The 15,757-nt window shown below is 42.4% G+C and carries 19 protein-coding genes; 13 read left to right on the forward strand and 6 right to left on the reverse strand.

The genetic code is table 11. The features are described 5' to 3' along the window. Positions 1–49: 49 nt before the first annotated feature. A complete protein-coding gene (locus BUC17_RS06485; protein ID WP_073362748.1) occupies positions 50–1,357 on the forward strand; it encodes a dihydrolipoamide acetyltransferase family protein in 1,308 nt (435 codons plus the stop codon). A 38-nt stretch (positions 1,358–1,395) separates the two neighbouring features. On the opposite strand, the gene BUC17_RS06490 is transcribed toward BUC17_RS06485, so the two are convergent. Together BUC17_RS06490 and BUC17_RS06495 are read right to left on the reverse strand one after the other, a co-directional pair. Next, positions 1,396–1,806 carry a hypothetical protein gene (locus tag BUC17_RS06490; protein WP_073362750.1) on the reverse strand — a complete coding sequence of 137 codons (411 nt, stop codon included), beginning with the start codon at positions 1,804–1,806 and terminating at the stop codon, positions 1,396–1,398. A gap of 9 nt (positions 1,807–1,815) precedes the next feature. Beyond that, positions 1,816–2,202, reverse strand: coding sequence for a hypothetical protein (locus tag BUC17_RS06495; protein ID WP_073362751.1), 387 nt, complete (start codon positions 2,200–2,202; stop codon positions 1,816–1,818). 675 nt (positions 2,203–2,877) lie between these two features. Here BUC17_RS06495 and BUC17_RS06500 point away from each other — a divergent pair. From BUC17_RS06500 to BUC17_RS06540, 9 genes are all read left to right on the forward strand, one after another. Beyond that, positions 2,878–3,651: a 3'-5' exonuclease gene (locus BUC17_RS06500; RefSeq protein ID WP_073362753.1), complete on the forward strand. Its 774-nt coding sequence runs from the start codon at positions 2,878–2,880 to the stop codon at positions 3,649–3,651. A 46-nt stretch (positions 3,652–3,697) separates the two neighbouring features. After that, on the forward strand, positions 3,698–4,309 hold the full coding sequence (locus tag BUC17_RS06505) for a fumarylacetoacetate hydrolase family protein (protein WP_073362754.1): 612 nt from the start codon (positions 3,698–3,700) through the stop codon (positions 4,307–4,309). Positions 4,310–4,333: 24 nt separating this feature from the next. After that, the gene (locus BUC17_RS06510; protein ID WP_073362756.1) at positions 4,334–4,678 is read left to right on the forward strand and encodes an Hpt domain-containing protein; all 345 of its coding nucleotides are present in this window, start codon (positions 4,334–4,336) and stop codon (positions 4,676–4,678) included. Positions 4,679–4,696: 18 nt separating this feature from the next. Then, positions 4,697–5,947 (forward strand): CinA family nicotinamide mononucleotide deamidase-related protein, encoded by a 1,251-nt coding sequence (locus BUC17_RS06515; RefSeq protein ID WP_073362758.1) that lies wholly within the window; start codon positions 4,697–4,699, stop codon positions 5,945–5,947. 74 nt (positions 5,948–6,021) lie between these two features. After that, positions 6,022–6,255 (forward strand): 50S ribosomal protein L28, encoded by a 234-nt coding sequence (gene rpmB, locus BUC17_RS06520; protein ID WP_073362759.1) that lies wholly within the window; start codon positions 6,022–6,024, stop codon positions 6,253–6,255. A 25-nt stretch (positions 6,256–6,280) separates the two neighbouring features. After that, positions 6,281–6,463 carry a 50S ribosomal protein L33 gene (gene rpmG, locus BUC17_RS06525; protein WP_073362761.1) on the forward strand — a complete coding sequence of 61 codons (183 nt, stop codon included), beginning with the start codon at positions 6,281–6,283 and terminating at the stop codon, positions 6,461–6,463. Positions 6,464–6,510: 47 nt separating this feature from the next. Continuing rightward, complete coding sequence (locus BUC17_RS06530) at positions 6,511–6,663, forward strand: DUF4295 domain-containing protein (protein ID WP_073362763.1); 153 nt, start codon at positions 6,511–6,513, stop codon at positions 6,661–6,663. 96 nt (positions 6,664–6,759) lie between these two features. Further along, positions 6,760–7,713 (forward strand): signal recognition particle-docking protein FtsY, encoded by a 954-nt coding sequence (gene ftsY, locus BUC17_RS06535; protein ID WP_073362765.1) that lies wholly within the window; start codon positions 6,760–6,762, stop codon positions 7,711–7,713. 1 nt (position 7,714) lies between these two features. Then, the gene (locus BUC17_RS06540) at positions 7,715–7,912 is read left to right on the forward strand and encodes a hypothetical protein (RefSeq protein ID WP_073362767.1); all 198 of its coding nucleotides are present in this window, start codon (positions 7,715–7,717) and stop codon (positions 7,910–7,912) included. A 10-nt stretch (positions 7,913–7,922) separates the two neighbouring features. On the opposite strand, the gene BUC17_RS06545 is transcribed toward BUC17_RS06540, so the two are convergent. After that, positions 7,923–9,005: a serine hydrolase domain-containing protein gene (locus BUC17_RS06545; RefSeq protein ID WP_073362768.1), complete on the reverse strand. Its 1,083-nt coding sequence runs from the start codon at positions 9,003–9,005 to the stop codon at positions 7,923–7,925. 102 nt (positions 9,006–9,107) lie between these two features. Between BUC17_RS06545 and BUC17_RS06550 the strand changes: the two genes are divergently transcribed. Together BUC17_RS06550 and BUC17_RS06555 are read left to right on the forward strand one after the other, a co-directional pair. Next, complete coding sequence (locus BUC17_RS06550) at positions 9,108–9,527, forward strand: lipocalin family protein (protein WP_143161738.1); 420 nt, start codon at positions 9,108–9,110, stop codon at positions 9,525–9,527. After that, complete coding sequence (locus tag BUC17_RS06555; protein WP_073362772.1) at positions 9,527–9,823, forward strand: DciA family protein; 297 nt, start codon at positions 9,527–9,529, stop codon at positions 9,821–9,823. Before BUC17_RS06550 ends, BUC17_RS06555 begins: the two co-directional genes overlap by 1 nt. Before the next feature lie 170 nt (positions 9,824–9,993). Here the strand turns inward: BUC17_RS06555 and BUC17_RS06560 are convergent, their stop codons facing one another. The 3 genes from BUC17_RS06560 to bshC all read right to left on the reverse strand — a co-directional run bounded on the left by BUC17_RS06560 (position 9,994) and on the right by bshC (position 13,393). After that, entirely contained in the window at positions 9,994–10,413 is a 420-nt protein-coding gene (locus BUC17_RS06560; protein WP_073362773.1) for a nucleoside-diphosphate kinase, read from the reverse strand. Positions 10,414–10,539: 126 nt separating this feature from the next. Then, positions 10,540–11,697, reverse strand: coding sequence for a T9SS type A sorting domain-containing protein (locus BUC17_RS06565; protein ID WP_073362775.1), 1,158 nt, complete (start codon positions 11,695–11,697; stop codon positions 10,540–10,542). Positions 11,698–11,797: 100 nt separating this feature from the next. Then, positions 11,798–13,393: a bacillithiol biosynthesis cysteine-adding enzyme BshC gene (gene bshC / locus BUC17_RS06570; protein ID WP_073362776.1), complete on the reverse strand. Its 1,596-nt coding sequence runs from the start codon at positions 13,391–13,393 to the stop codon at positions 11,798–11,800. 98 nt (positions 13,394–13,491) lie between these two features. On the opposite strand from bshC, the gene BUC17_RS06575 reads away from it, so the two are divergent. Beyond that, the gene (locus BUC17_RS06575) at positions 13,492–15,672 is read left to right on the forward strand and encodes a B12-binding domain-containing radical SAM protein (protein ID WP_073362778.1); all 2,181 of its coding nucleotides are present in this window, start codon (positions 13,492–13,494) and stop codon (positions 15,670–15,672) included. Positions 15,673–15,757 lie beyond the last annotated feature (85 nt).

Consider the following 15,757-nt stretch of genomic DNA (forward strand, 5'->3'; position numbering starts at 1 on the left):
TTAGTATTTTTGCAATCCAAAATAGCAAACACAACGATATACTACGAATATGGCAAAGTTTGAATTGAAATTACCGAAAATGGGGGAGAGTGTTGCAGAGGCAACCATTACCAATTGGTTAAAAAACGTGGGCGATACCATTGCTGCTGATGAAGCGGTTTTGGAAATTGCCACAGATAAAGTGGATAGCGAAGTACCCAGTGAAGTTTCGGGAACGCTTTCTGAAATCTTATTTCAAGTCAACGATGTCGTAAAAGTAGGACAAACGATTGCCATTATCGAAACCGAAGGTGGTGCTGTTGCTGAACCCGTTGTCCAAGCCGTAGCAGCTGCTCCTGTGGTTGAAGCGGTGGCTGCTGCTGTGGAAGTAGCGAAAGAGATGGCTGCTCCAGCTGATTTTTCAGGTTCGGATAAATTTTATTCTCCTTTGGTTAAAAATATTGCCAAGGAAGAAGGAATTTCTGTAGCCGAATTGGATACGATTGCCGGCTCGGGTAAAGACGGCCGTGTCACCAAAGAAGATTTGTTACACTACATCAAAAATAGAGGAAACCAACCTGCAGCGCCTGCCACTACCTCGGCTCCTGTAGCGACACCGGCTCCTGTGGCCGTTCCTGCAACGCAAGCAGTACCTGTTTCAGTAAACGGTGCCGACGAAATTGTCGAAATGGACCGTATGCGCAAATTGATTTCAAAGTACATGGTCGAATCAGTGCAGACTTCGGCGCACGTGCAGTCGTTTATTGAGGTTGATGTGACCAATATTGTGAAATGGCGCGATAAGGTGAAAAATGAGTTTGAAAAGCGCGAAGGGGAGAAGCTTACCTTTACTCCGATATTTATGGAAGCGGTGGCCAAAGCGTTGAAAGATTTCCCCATGATGAATATATCTGTTGAAGGCGAATACATTATCAAGAAGAAAAATATCAATTTGGGAATGGCTGCGGCCTTACCCAATGGCAATTTGATTGTTCCCGTGATTAAAAATGCCGATCAGTTGAATTTGGTGGGTATGGCCAAAGCGGTGAATGATTTAGGAAACCGCGCCAAAGCAGGGAAATTAAAACCCGATGATACCCAAGGCGGAACGTATACTGTAACCAATGTAGGAACGTTTGGTTCGGTTTTTGGGACGCCAATCATCAATCAACCTCAAGTGGGAATTTTGGCTTTGGGGGCGATCCGAAAAGTGCCAGCAGTCATCGAAACGCCAGAGGGCGACTTCATTGGTATCCGTCATAAAATGTTTTTATCACACAGTTATGATCACCGCGTGGTCGATGGTGCTTTGGGCGGAAGCTTTGTGAAGCGCGTCGCCGATTATTTGGAAGCGTGGGATAGTAACCGTACGATTTAATACAACCTATAAAACCCGACATCACGTCGGGTTTTTTCTTACGCACTCGGTTTGATGGTAATCACCACAGATTCCTCAAATCGGTATTCTCCTTTTTTATAAATCTCTTTATTCGAGAGTATTACCTCATAAGTGTAAATTCCTTTGGGGAGTTCCAACAAACACTCTTTTCCGTCGTTTTGGACAACAAGTTCTTTCTTGATTTCCTCACCATCTTCTCCTTTTCCAGTAATTCGGAACGTTATTTTCTCGGTTAATTTGTTTTTGATGCATACCTGATCGAGGGTTGTTTTGGACGCGTTGGAATTTCCTTTAGCGATTTTAAAAATCGTTAGTCCGTTCAACAACAATTCGCCTCCCCGAATCACCGTTTGTAAATCTGCTTGGGCTTGAGCACCCGAAAAACAAAATATCCAGAAAAAGAGTCCAATTGTACGAAATTGTAACATCCTTAAGTCTTAACCTGTTATGGATGCGATGAGCATTCTTCGTAATCGGGTAACTGTGGCTGCTACTTCAGCGCAGCCCACGGTTGCAGAAGCAGTAACGGTAACACTCGCCAAACCCACAGACATGGTAACACTAACTTCAAGAGAGACTTCGCATTTATCTGCATTACGTTGCGTTTCGGTGTTGACTAGAGCACCTTCTTTAAGAATAATTTCCAGTCCTTCATCAAATTCGGCTAGGGATTTAAATTGGTAGGCTACCTTGTCGGTATTCGTTTTACTGACCAAAGAAATGGATTGCACAATCGCTTTTTCGGTCAATGTTTCTTTGTTTTGCGCTTGGGAGGGGATTCCGATGAATAGAGTGGCGATAAGGCCAAAGATTAGATTTTTCATAATTTTGAATGGCTTAAAAATGAGGTCCGAAGACCGGTTTTGATTTGTTAGTTCTGTCCTTTGAAGTATAACAAATCGTCTAATTTCTTCAAAGGTTCCTTTCCATTAAGTAATGCGCGGAAACAGCATTACGGGGTCACAGTTGGGGGTTAGCCACGATTTAACCGAAGTTGGACTTTAGTTATGGATTAAAAAATTAGTATCAACACCTTCAAGTTTTTCGAAATTCAACTGGAAATGTTCAGATTCCCATTACAGGAAATGAGTTGATTTAAGGGCATCCCTATGGGAGTTGAATTGGACTATATTTTAACGAATTAAAAAAAGAGTATCTAAGAATTCCGTCCTTACTATAAATTCACAGGAGGTTTTACGATCCTACGTCTCAGCGCCTTCCTTTTTCTATTTATCGCTTTCATTGGGCATGGAGTTGAAATCATTTTAAAGGTGTTTATTGTTGAGGTAAAACTATCGCTTTTTTTCAAAGGAGCTTTACACTAAAAGTGTACTATTTGTTAAATTTTATCATTCTTTGTGCTATAAAATGCTAGTAATAAATTGAATATATATAGCTTGTGCTTCAAAAAAGCACCAATACAACATGCGGTAAATTATGTTGAAATATCGATTAACGGTACATGCAATCCCGTATATTTGTCCGCTTGATTTGTAAAAATGGAATTAAAATTAAACCGACCGCTTTGTTTTTTTGATTTAGAAACAACCGGAATTGATGTGGCGCGTGACCGCATTGTTGAAATTTCAATTGTTAAGGTATATCCCAACGGGAACCAAGAAAGTCGCACGTGGTTGGTAAACCCCACCATTCCCATTCCCCCACAAGCAACGGCTGTGCATGGAATTTCCAATGAAAAAGTTGCCCAAGAGCCTACCTTTAAAGAATTGGCCCCTCAAATCCATGCGATGATCAAGGACTCTGATTTGGCCGGATACAATTCCGATCGCTTTGATATTCCGTTGTTGGCCGAGGAGTTGTTGCGCGCGGAGGTGGATTTTGACATGAAAAATCGCGTCGCCGTTGATGTGCAAACCATTTTTCATAAAAAAGAGGAACGTACTTTGAGTGCAGCCTATCGTTTTTATTGTAATCAAACTTTGGATAATGCCCACAGTGCTGAAGCAGATACCAAAGCAACTTTTGAAATTCTCAAAGCGCAATTGGACCGTTATCCCGATTTACCCAACGATGTTAAAGCACTTTCAGAGTATACAACACGAAAAAAAGCGGTTGATTTTGCAGGGTTCATTGCATTGGACGATAAAGGTCGCGAGATTTTTACTTTCGGGAAGCATAAAGGCGCTCTTGTGGAAGATGTTTTTGAAAAAGAGCCCGGTTATTTTGGTTGGATTCAAGGAGCTGATTTTCCATTGTACACCAAAAAGGTGCTTACAGGCATCAAACTCCGTAAGTTAAATACTAAATCCTAATCGCTTTTTAAGTTAGGGTAGGGTAAAACCGCTTAAAACTGTTACCATGAAAATCATTTGTATCGGAAGAAATTATGTGCAACACATTGCCGAACTTCAGAATGAGCGTCCTGAGGCCCCGGTTGTGTTTTTAAAACCGGATTCTTCGATTTTACTGAAGCAACACCCTTTTGTGATTCCCGAGTTTTCCAACGATGTGCATCATGAAGTAGAGGTTTTGGTCAAAATCAATAAAGTCGGAAAATACATCGATGTTAAAATGGCGCATCAATACTATGACGAAATTGGATTAGGCATCGATTTTACAGCCCGCGATCTTCAAGAACAACTCAAAAAGAAGGGATTACCTTGGGAAAAAGCAAAAGCATTTGACGGTTCAGCGGTTATTGGTGAATTTTATCCGAAATCTGATTTTGAATCGGTTGAAAATATTAATTTTGAGTTACATTCCAACGGAAACGTGGTTCAAAAAGGAAATACAGCGCAGATGTTGTGGAAAATAGACGAGCAAATTGCGTATGTTTCACAGTATTTTACGTTAAAAAAAGGAGACATCTTATTTACGGGAACCCCCGAAGGTGTCGCCAAAGTTCATCCCAATGATAAATTGGAAGGATTTATTGAAGGAAAAAAAGCATTTCGAATACACATTAAATAAAGGCAAATAATCGAATATCTACGAATGGCAATTAATTACAACCTAGCAAAAGTATATGCACTATCGGATAATGATCCGGAGTTTGTCATGCAAATCATCACCTTGTTTGTTACTGAAGTTCCACAAGACTTGCAACAAATAGAATTGGGCATCAAAACCAAAGACCACAAATTGGCCTATGCGTATGCTCATAAAATCAAACCCACACTCGATTTGTTGGGGATGACTATGGCCCATGAAGAAATTTTACAAGTGGAAGCTTGGACCAAAGCTGAAGGAAAACGCAAAGAAATTGAAGCTACTTTTGAAAGTATTCAGGTTCAAGTTGAAAAAGCGGTTAAAGAGATAAAAAAAGATTTCGAAATTTAATCGGAAATTGATTTTCTTATGAAAGCTGCCATTGTCACCATTGGAGATGAGATCCTTATTGGGCAAATCGCCGATACCAATTCAACATTTATTGCTAAAGCTTTGGATAGAATTGGGGTGCAAACCGTGGAAATGCGTTCCATAAGTGATCAACGGGAAGCGTTGCTGCACACCTTTTCGGCCTATCAGAATCAAGTCGATTTTGTAGTGATGACCGGAGGTTTGGGACCTACCAAAGATGATATCACCAAAAAAACCTTAGCCGACTACTTTGAAGACACTTTAGTGCGCAACTCCGACGTTGAACAGCATGTAGTTGCGCTCATTGAAAAGGTTTTACAACGGCCTGCTTCACAGCTGAATAAAGACCAAGCGTTGGTACCTTCCCAAGCGCAGGTACTTTTCAATGCTGTCGGAACAGCTCCGGGGATGTGGATTCAAAAAGAGCAAACGGTATTTATTTCGATGCCCGGTGTTCCTTATGAGATGAAACATTTGATGGAACAACAAGTCATTCCCAAAATAGCCGCCGAATACCAGCGTCCTTATATTCTTCACAAAACCTTACTAACCTATGGTTTGGGCGAAAGTGTCGTCGCAGAGCGTATTGAGGCTTGGGAAAATCAATTGCCCGAATACATAAAATTAGCCTATTTACCTGCTCCGGGGCGCGTACGTTTACGTCTTACTGCACGCGGAACCGATTTAAAACTATTGGAAGAAGTAGTAGCTCAAGCAGTAGCAGCGGTTACCCCGTTGATTAGCGATATTCTGGTTGGTTTTGAAGAAGACGAAACGATAGAAGTGGTTGTGGGTCGATTGTTAGCACAAAGCGGTCAAACGTTGGCCACCGCTGAAAGTTGTACGGGAGGAAAAATAGCCCAACTGCTCACATCCGTTTCAGGCGCTTCTGCCTATTTCAAAGGAAGTGTAGTGTGTTATGCGACCGAAATAAAAACAAAACTTTTGGGTGTCGACCCTCAGCTGAATGCCACCCATAGTGTAGTCAGTGCCGAAGTGGCAAAAGCGATGGCTTTGGGCGTGCAAACGCAAATGCAATCCGATTATGCTTTGGCGACAACCGGTAATGCCGGACCCCAAAAAGGCGAATCGGATGCCGAAGTGGGCACCGTATTTATTGCCTTGGCTACCCCGCAAGAGGTTGTTGTTGAGCGCTTTAATTTTGGTCAACCCCGTGAGAAAGTAATAGACCGAGCTACCGTTAAAGCCTTGGAAATGCTGCAAAAAGAAATTTTAAAAAATCTATAATATTTTTTTGTGTGTAAGGTTTCTTTTTTGTTTCTTTGCACCCTGATTTTGAATAACGATAAAAGAAAAGCATAATGTCAAGAGTTTGTGACCTTACAGGTAAGAGAGCGATGGTTGGAAACAACGTTTCTCACGCGATGAACAAAACGAAACGCAAGTTTTCTGTGAACTTAGTTAAAAAACGTTTCTACCTTGCTGAAGAAGATAGATGGGTTACCTTACGTGTAGCTGCATCAACGATTAAAACAATCAACAAAAAAGGCATTGCGGCTGTATTGAAAGATGCAAAAGCAAAAGGCTTTATTTAATCGGTAATCCTTAATATTAAAGACAATGGCAAAGAAAGGTAATAGAATCCAAGTAATCTTAGAATGTACTGAGCACAAAGAATCAGGGATGCCTGGTACGTCTCGTTATATCACGAAAAAGAACAAAAAAAATACGCCAGATCGTATGGAGTTGAAAAAATTCAACCCGATCTTAAAGCGAATGACTGTACACAAAGAAATTAAATAATTACGAGATTTTTATTGTTTTAAAAATTTCAAATACCCTTTTGAATCATGGCAAAGAAAACCGTAGCAACGTTACAAACCGCTTCAAAGAGATTAACAAAAGCCATTAAAATGGTAAAATCTCCCAAAACAGGTGCTTATACTTTCGTAGAGGCGATTATGTCTCCTGAAGAAGTTGATGAGTATTTGAAAAAGAAATAATCAGAAGCGAACCCAATATATTAAAGCTACTTTCACTTGAAAGTGGCTTTTTTATTTATATTTGTCGAACAAAATTCACTGTAGTTGTAGTTCCTTATGAGCTTTTTTAAACGCATATTTTCCTCCGAGAAAAAAGAGACCTTAGATAAAGGTTTGGAAAAAACAAAAACAAGTTTCTTTTCCAAACTCACCAAAGCTGTTGCCGGGAAGTCTAAAGTTGATGATGAGGTGTTGGATAATTTGGAAGAAATTCTTGTTTCCTCCGATGTTGGGGTTAATACAACTCTTAAAATTATTGAGCGTATTGAAGAACGCGTGGCCCAAGACAAATACCTCGGAACCGATGAATTGAATCAAATTTTACGCGAAGAAATTGCAGGGTTACTCTCCGAAACCCAATCGGGTGAAGAAACGGAATTTGTTATACCCACCTCCTCACGACCTTACGTGATCATGGTCGTAGGGGTCAACGGCGTAGGAAAAACAACCACCATCGGAAAATTGGCCCATCAATTCAAAAAAGCGGGGCACCAAGTCGTACTCGGAGCTGCCGATACCTTTCGCGCCGCAGCGATAGATCAATTGCAAATCTGGGCCGATCGCGTGGAGGTTCCCATTGTAAAACAACAAATGGGTTCTGACCCAGCTTCTGTAGCATTTGACACCTTACAATCGGCTGTCGCGCAAAAAGCAGATGTCGTTATTATCGATACCGCGGGCCGTTTACACAACAAAGTGGGCTTAATGAACGAATTGTCTAAAGTTAAAAAAGTAATGCAAAAAGTAGTCCCCGATGCCCCACACGATGTGCTTTTAGTATTGGATGGCTCCACGGGACAGAACGCTTTTGAACAAGCCAAACAGTTTACTGCGGCCACTGAAGTGAGTTGTCTCGCAGTCACCAAATTGGACGGAACCGCCAAAGGAGGCGTCGTTATTGGGATCTCCGATCAGTTTCAAATCCCGGTTAAGTATATCGGAGTAGGTGAAGGGATCAATGACTTACAAGTGTTTAATAAATACGAATTTGTAGATAGTTTTTTCGCGTAACATGAAAAAAGTTATTCATTGGTACCGTAATGTACCTTTTTTAATTCTCATCCTCTTAAGCTTCGGCATTGGACTCTTATCCAAACTCGTAGAAGGACATTTTACCGACATCGCCATGGGCATGCAGCTTATCGCTTTCTTTTTCCTGCTTTCCGGTTTGATTCGTTTTTTTGACCGCGTTCTCTTTAAAACCAAATAAAAAAATGCGCCTAAAAAAGCGCATTTATTTTTGTCCATAACGTATCATCAAAATCCGATAAAGCCATATTCACCGAATCTGCAGCCTCACCCATTCGTATCACGACCATCTTTTTACTTGGAACCACATAGATTTTTTGATCGTTTTTCCCCAAAGCACAATACATATCCGCAGGCCCATTGGGGATGATCGAACCGTTAAATTGAAACTGAGTTTGCGGCAATCGATATGTCGATTTTCCATTCAACCACCACATATAGCCATAGGCTTGATTTAAATTTTGGGACGTATTCACCGCCTCATTAAAAAATGCTTCATTGACAACCTGTACGCCATTCCATTTCCCTTTATTCAACGCCAAAAGTCCAAATCGCGCCATATTTCGCGTGGTACTCCAATACACACTCAAATCATCACCACTCGCAATCCAAGCACCACCAGTCATACCAATACGGTCCCGAAGTTTGGTGTTAAAATACGTACTCCACGATTGACCACTCGCCGCAGCCACTACATCCTGTAATTTTACATACACATTGTGATAGGCCCAACGCGTTCCTGCATCGGCGACGTACAACAAATTTGACGGATTCACACTGTCGCCCATGCTGTCATCCAAGCCCGAATTCATCGACAACAAATTTTTGCATGTAATCAAATTCTCCTTGGCCAAAGGAGCGCTCGTCCAACCTGTTCCCAAATAATCGGATACTTTGTTGTTAATATTGATAAGCCCCTCTTGCTGCGCTATCCCAGTGACGGCTGCCGTCAACGTTTTCCCTGCACTCGCCCAATACCAAGGCGTTGTAGCGCTGTGCCCGTTCAAATAGTACTCCATGACAATGCGACCATTGACCAAAATCATAAACGATTTGGTGTTTTTTAAAGTCAAATAATCGACCAAAGGTTGTACTGCAGCTTGATTCCAACCCAAGGCAGCTACCGATTGCGTCTCCCATGTATTACTTCCATCACTAGGCGGAAAATACATTGTTTCCTCGGGAGGCGTTGGACTGCTATTGTCCGAATCCGAACAGGAAACGGTGAGTAACAAACTGACAATAAGCAATGAGGCGTAGGCTATTTTTCTCATGATCAACGATTTTTGAGGTTAGAGTCTTTTTGGAGAAAAAGGTTTAATCAAAGGTACTAGAATATCGCACAAAATCGATACCTTTAGGTTTTTAGAATGACTATGAAAAGAAGCTTATTTTTAGGAGGAATGGCCGTGCTTTTGTTCGCATGTTCTTCTCCCATTCCCGAAAAAGATTTGGTTAAATTAAATGGCTATTGGGAAATTACCAAAGCCGAACATCCCGAAGGAGAACCGATTGACTACAAAGCGAGCACCACAGTCGATTACCTTCAAATCAAAGGCAAATCGGGTTTTCGTCAAAAAGTAATGCCACAACTTGATGGAACATTTCGCACCAATACGTTGCAAGAAAAAATTACATTAAAGGACTCCAATGCCACCTGGTACCTGCATTATCAAACCGATTATGGACGCTGGAAAGAAGCCCTAGTTAAACTTTCCGACTCGGTGCTTGTGCTTAAAAACGACGAAAATATCGAATACCGTTACAAGAAATTCAAACCCTTCTCTCGAAAGTAATCATGAAACGTCAAAGCAATGAGAATTCACTTGCCGAAGTATTAAAAGCCTTCGTACAAACGCATAAACTGGAGGCAGGACTCGATCGCGTCGATACCGAGCACGTATGGCGCACCCTTTTGGGTAACGGAGTGAATAGCTATACCCGCGAGGTCGTTCTCAAAGGCAGTACGCTCTACGTGACACTTTCCTCCGCCGTATTGCGCGAAGAGTTAAGCCACGGTAAGCAGAAAATTATCAGCATGCTCAACGAAGCCTTAGGCAAAGAATGTATTAAAGAATTGGTGCTGCGCTAAAATAAGAAGCATCAACCTCACCGACATAACAACCCCCTTCCTGCTATCCGCTTTATCTCCCGAAGGGTCGGGAGGATGCCGCTTCTATCAGGGCTAAAACGAACCGAAGGATTTCAAAACAAAAAAAGCCGATGAACAATCATCGGCTTTGTATGGTAGGGTGTTTTGCATTAAAACTGCTCTCTTCCTGCAAAGTGGAAAGCACCTTCAATCGCTGCATTCTCATCTGAGTCCGAACCGTGAACGGCATTCTCTCCGATAGAAGTTGCATATTTTTTACGGATTGTTCCTTCCGCAGCCTCCGCTGGATTGGTCGCTCCAATCAAGGTACGGAAATCGTCTACCGCATTGTCTTTTTCTAAAATTGCAGCCACAATCGGACCGCGTGTCATGAATTCTACCAATTCCCCAAAGAACGGACGCTCTTTGTGAATGGCATAGAATTGCTGCGCATCGGCTACCGTCAATTGCGTTAACTTCATCGCTACGATTCTGAATCCACCTTCAGTAATCATATTTAAAATCCCACCGATGTGGCCTTTTTCAACCGCATCCGGCTTAATCATGGTAAATGTTCTTGTACCTGCCATTGTGTAAGTATTAATTTTCGGGTGCAAAAGTAGTGTTTTGATTCAGAAATCGGAAATCATTTGACCATAAAATAAAAAATCCCCAACAGTTGCCCATTGGAGATTTTTACTAACGTAACTCACTATTTAATTTTTGATCGCTTTCAATGTTTGTGTTCCTTGTGCGCTTACCATTTTTAGTAAATACATCCCTGGAACTAAATGAGCGGCTTCCACCGAAAAAGAAGTTGCATTCGGACGGTATTGCCCCACTTGTTTACCGCTTAAATCTAAAATTTCGACAACATCCACTACGGTAGTGCCCTCAACCTGCCAAGCTGTTGCGGTGGGATTGGAAGTTAAAACAAAACGAGGCGTTGAAAAAGTCGGTTGACTCAATAGGTCCGTAAAACTATACGCTCCCGTCAACGGTTCAAACTGAACCAAATAGGTACTGGCTGTTGTAATATTGATATCGTTTCCATTGTTGGTCGCGGTTCCAGTTGGGAAATCATTGCCCCCCCAATTAATATCCCAAGTATTGTTTTTACGGAATTTTACAGCGCCAGTAGTTAAGGCAACTTGTAACGAATAATTAAATCCATCGGTCGTATTCATATCCACATCCGTATTCCATCCGTTTAAGGCCGAACCCAAAATTCCAATTAAAGGAAATTCAAAGTTGTATTGCCCAGTCGTGCGGTTAAAAGTCACATACCACTCTCTTCCCGTTACGGGAATAGTTGGCCCCGATGCAACAGCCACTCCCGATGGAAATGCAGTGCTCCCGAAGGTTAGATTGTTGTTGCCATTCAAACGGAAATAGGCATTCCCCGAAGTAAAAACAAAGTTGGATAATGTATAGTTCACTTCATCACTGGTAGCCATAGCAACCCCCGGACCTCCAAAGCCCAATTGCGCATCGACAGCCGGTCCCCACAACTCTACTGTTTGAGCTGTGGTATTGCCTACAAAAGAGTATGCCCCCGTTAATCGGTTGAAGGTAACATCATACGTTCCCGCCAAAGTTGGAATATTAGTACCTCCAGGCGCCCCATTTCCATTCGGAAAAGTCGTACCGCCCCAGTTATTGGCCCAGCTAAAATCTTGACGAAACTTAACCTCTCCTGTGGTTACCACCAAATCATTGACGGTATAAATGATATTGTCGGTGCTAGCCAACGTAATTTCAGGGCCATTGGTAGGAGGCCAGCCGTTGACGCCCGTTCCCACAATGGAAATGGTTTGTGCTGAAGCACTCAACGCAGTCACAAGCAACGTTGAAAAAAGTAGTTTTAGTTTCATCTAGATTTTGTTAAAAATTTTAACAAAACTAAAGTAAAATGCTGATTTACAAAATCTAAAAGTTGGACTTTACCTACGATAACGTTGTAGTGTTTATAAATTATTCCCAAACCATCACACTAAAGTAGGGATGGAGTGGATCGAGTTCTGCATACAATCGAGTAATCCACTCGGGACCGTAGGCGAGATAAAAGGAACTAAAATTGACGCTGCGTTCTTGCAATCCACGAGAAGGGAACAATTCCAATTGCAAAGCCTCAACGGCATTGAGGTGAACTTCATGTTTCTTTTTTTCGGCGCGTAGCAGTCTTTTTTCGAGATGTTCCAATCCTTTAAGCTGCTTTTGGGTTTGTGCTTTTACCGCCCCCATGAAGGAAGGGTCGGTTTGTACGGCAAGTTTTTCCAAGGCCGCAAACTGTTCCTGCAATAATTTCTTTTGCGCTGTAAAGTCGTAATGAACGGTTTGAATCGTTTGTACTACACGGGTACGAAGAGCTGAAGTGCTGAGAAACAAATCGGCGAAGCTCACTCCCAGTTTGGCCGCCTTTTTGGCTTGTTTCGCCGTGGCATGAAGTACAGCATTGCGTAAAATCAACATGGGAAAGGGAACCTCAAATTGCTGAAATTGCGTTTTTAATTGCAGCCAATAGGCAATTTCACCACCCCCGCCGATATACGCTAAATTGGGCAATACAATTTCTTGATAAAGCGGACGTAGCAGTACATTCGGACTTAAACAATCGGGTTGTGTTTCGCAAAGGCGTTCAAAATCTTCAAGCGCATACCGAATGCCACTGTCGTGGCGAATAATCCAATCTCCTTCTCGGATGAGTCGCTCTCGAATACCCGATTCCAGGTAGAACAAATTGAGTTCCCTCGGATTCACTTGCGCTTTGTAGGAGGACATTCGCTCGAGTGTTTCCTGATTGGTTTTATACGTGATTTGTTCATGAATTTCCCGCAACGCATAGGGTAAAAAAGCTGTTTTTCCCCAGGTTTGGTCGCCATCAAAAATGAGCAAACCTTCCTTATCAAAAAGTTGATGCACCAGATAGCGCGTAGCCTTAGCCAACGTGCGACCTTCAGCATACGAGGCGTGAAAAAGGGCTTTCAAATAGTGTCCGCGTTCACTATCGGGAAAGACGGTATTAATTCTATTTCGAACGCCTTCAAAAGACGCATCAAGTACAAAACGACCCACAGCCCCTTGTTGCGAAGTCTCCCAAGTAATTTTTTCATCGCCCCATCGAAACGATTGAATTTCCTCAAAATCATGATCTTCTGTAGCCATCCAATAGACAGGCACAAAACGGTAGTGAGGATAAGTTTTTTGTAAGCTTTTGCAGAGATTAATGACGGAAATGATTTTATACCAAAAAAACACGGGACCCGTAAACAAGTTCAATTGGTGTCCTGTTGTGATGGTAAATGTCGTCGGTTCATGTAGGGCATTCAAATGCGCTTCGGTAGCTTCCGAAAGCGTAAAGCCTTCGTATTGCCGACGCCATTCGATAACCAAACCATTACGTAGCGCGGTGCTGTAATGGGCTGCTTTTTCTTGGCATTGTGCTTCAAAATGCGAAAGGCTTGGATAGCGATGGTATAACGGTTGTACCGATGCCTTTTGGTCCAAATAATCCCGAATGAGTTCGGAAAACTGGGGCAATTCACGGTAGTCGATACAATCGGTGGGCATGGGCTAATTTTTGTCAAATGTAAAGAATTTTAAAAATAGCTTCCTTTTCAAATTCCTAATTGTGCGTTAAATTCTATTTTTGTAAAAAATCCGAATCCTTGGCAGCACTGCTTCTTATCACACCTCCATTCACGCAACTCAATACGCCCTATCCGGCAACAGCGTACTTGAAAGGGTTTTTAACAACCCGCTCGATTTCGTCGTATCAAATGGATTTGGGACTCGAAGTGGTATTGGATTTGTTTTCCCCCAAGGGGTTAGAAGCCATTTTTGAAGCGTCAAAGGTCCAAGAATCAATGTCCGAAAATGCGCAACGGATTTACCAGATGCGCTCAGTGTATATTCAAACTATTGCTGCTGTAGTCGGTTTTTTGCAAGGCAAACAGCCCAACTTGGCCCGACAGATTTGCTCAGGAAATTTTTTGCCTGAAGCCTCTCGGTTTTCGCAGTTGGATGATTTAGAATGGGCATTCGGTGCCATGGGATTGCAGGATAAGGCCAAACATTTGGCTACCCTATATCTCGAAGATGTATCGGATTTCATTGTGGAGTGTGTCGATGCAAATTTTGGATTTTCGCGCTATGCCGAACGCTTGGGCCGCAGTGCCAACAGTTTTGATCTCCTCTATGAGGCGCTGCAACAAGCGCCTACCTTTGTCGATGAATTTACGGTACAACGCTTAGCGGCGACCATGCAACGCGAGCAACCTGCTTTGGTTTGTTTTTCGGTGCCATTTCCAGGCAATTTATACAGTGCTTTTCGCTGTGCCCAATGGATAAAATCCCATTATCCCAATACAAAAATCGCTATGGGTGGGGGCTTTCCCAATACGGAGTTACGCCAACTGACCGATCCGCGAGTTTTCGATTTTTTTGATTACATCACCCTCGACGATGGAGAGCGCCCTATCGAACTTTTATATGCCAACCTTCAGTTGCCAGCGGTACAACAGGTGTGGAAACGAACCTACCTCCGGGAAGCGGGTGAAGTGGTGTATAAAAACGATGCCACACTAGGCGATTATAAGCAAACCGAAGTGGGTACTCCTGACTATTCCGATCTTTTGTTGACGGAGTATCTTTCGGTGATTGAAATCGCCAATCCGATGCACAGTTTGTGGAGTGATGGCCGATGGAACAAACTGACGATGGCGCACGGTTGTTATTGGGGCAAATGCACCTTTTGCGATATTTCACTCGATTATATCAAAGTTTACGAACCCATTCACGCCCGAATGTTGGTTGATCGCATGGAAACGTTGATCGCGCAAACCGGCGAATCGGGTTTTCATTTTGTCGACGAAGCAGCGCCTCCTGCGTTGATGCGCGAATTGGCGCTTGAGATTTTACGGCGCAATTTGGTAGTGACGTGGTGGACGAATATACGGTTTGAAAAGAGTTTTACCCGCGACCTCTGTTTGTTGCTCAAAGCGTCAGGATGTATTGCGGTTTCTGGGGGACTCGAGGTCGCCTCCGATCGGTTGTTGGCGCTCATTCAAAAAGGGGTCACGGTAGCGCAAGTGGCACAGGTAACCCGAAATTTTACCGAAAGTGGTATCATGGTTCATGCCTATTTGATGTATGGGTATCCTACGCAAACCGTACAGGAAACTATTGATAGTTTGGAAATGGTGCGTCAATTGTTTTCCTTAGGGATTGTACAATCGGGTTTTTGGCATCAATTTGCATTAACAGCACATAGTCCCATTGGATTAGATCCCGAGGCTTATGGAATTATTCCACAAAAGCAAGCGATCTCTTTTGCCCATAACGATATCGAATTTACCGATCAAACAGGTATCAATCACGACCGTTTCAGCTATGGATTACGGAAATCGTTGTTCAACTATATGCACGGACTCTGTTTGGACGATCCGTTGCAAAATTGGTTTGATTTTAAAATTCCACACCCCAAAGTTTCCCCCAATTTTATTGTATCGGCGCTTGATGACGAGCGAATTCTCTTACCTAAATCCACGGCTAAAATAATTTGGGGCGGACTTCAACCGGAGTGTACTTCTTTTCAAAAACAAAAAAAAGGGAAAACCTGGCCCATGCTCCACATACGAGTGCATGCTCTTCATGGAGTGATAGAAACGGTACTCTCTGAGCCAGAAGGACGGTGGTTGATGAATCAAATAAAACAATTAACGCCAAGCCATCCGCAACAAACCTGGGGAGCATTGCAAAAATCGTTTGAAATGGAATTTGAAGATTTTGCTTTGTTTTGGACTTCAAAAGGTGTTTTGCCCTTACGGGAAATGTTGTGGGTATTATAGTATTTTTTTAATTTTTATAGTAGGGGAAAAACCTTTCTGAATGTTTTACGTAAATAGAATAAGGAGAACATTTGTTTTGTTCGAA

Source organism: Flavobacterium fontis, from assembly GCF_900129405.1.
In the GTDB taxonomy this organism is placed as follows: domain Bacteria; phylum Bacteroidota; class Bacteroidia; order Flavobacteriales; family Flavobacteriaceae; genus Flavobacterium; species Flavobacterium fontis.

Coding starts and splice junctions, on each gene's coding strand:
- BUC17_RS06485 (WP_073362748.1), top strand. CDS start 50: ATGGCAAAGTTTGAATTGAAATTACCGAAAATGGGGGAGAGTGTTGCA.
- BUC17_RS06490 (WP_073362750.1), bottom strand. CDS start 1,806: ATGTTACAATTTCGTACAATTGGACTCTTTTTCTGGATATTTTGTTTT.
- BUC17_RS06495 (WP_073362751.1), bottom strand. CDS start 2,202: ATGAAAAATCTAATCTTTGGCCTTATCGCCACTCTATTCATCGGAATC.
- BUC17_RS06500 (WP_073362753.1), top strand. CDS start 2,878: ATGGAATTAAAATTAAACCGACCGCTTTGTTTTTTTGATTTAGAAACA.
- BUC17_RS06505 (WP_073362754.1), top strand. CDS start 3,698: ATGAAAATCATTTGTATCGGAAGAAATTATGTGCAACACATTGCCGAA.
- BUC17_RS06510 (WP_073362756.1), top strand. CDS start 4,334: ATGGCAATTAATTACAACCTAGCAAAAGTATATGCACTATCGGATAAT.
- BUC17_RS06515 (WP_073362758.1), top strand. CDS start 4,697: ATGAAAGCTGCCATTGTCACCATTGGAGATGAGATCCTTATTGGGCAA.
- rpmB (WP_073362759.1), top strand. CDS start 6,022: ATGTCAAGAGTTTGTGACCTTACAGGTAAGAGAGCGATGGTTGGAAAC.
- rpmG (WP_073362761.1), top strand. CDS start 6,281: ATGGCAAAGAAAGGTAATAGAATCCAAGTAATCTTAGAATGTACTGAG.
- BUC17_RS06530 (WP_073362763.1), top strand. CDS start 6,511: ATGGCAAAGAAAACCGTAGCAACGTTACAAACCGCTTCAAAGAGATTA.
- ftsY (WP_073362765.1), top strand. CDS start 6,760: ATGAGCTTTTTTAAACGCATATTTTCCTCCGAGAAAAAAGAGACCTTA.
- BUC17_RS06540 (WP_073362767.1), top strand. CDS start 7,715: ATGAAAAAAGTTATTCATTGGTACCGTAATGTACCTTTTTTAATTCTC.
- BUC17_RS06545 (WP_073362768.1), bottom strand. CDS start 9,005: ATGAGAAAAATAGCCTACGCCTCATTGCTTATTGTCAGTTTGTTACTC.
- BUC17_RS06550 (WP_143161738.1), top strand. CDS start 9,108: ATGAAAAGAAGCTTATTTTTAGGAGGAATGGCCGTGCTTTTGTTCGCA.
- BUC17_RS06560 (WP_073362773.1), bottom strand. CDS start 10,413: ATGGCAGGTACAAGAACATTTACCATGATTAAGCCGGATGCGGTTGAA.
- BUC17_RS06565 (WP_073362775.1), bottom strand. CDS start 11,697: ATGAAACTAAAACTACTTTTTTCAACGTTGCTTGTGACTGCGTTGAGT.
- bshC (WP_073362776.1), bottom strand. CDS start 13,393: ATGCCCACCGATTGTATCGACTACCGTGAATTGCCCCAGTTTTCCGAA.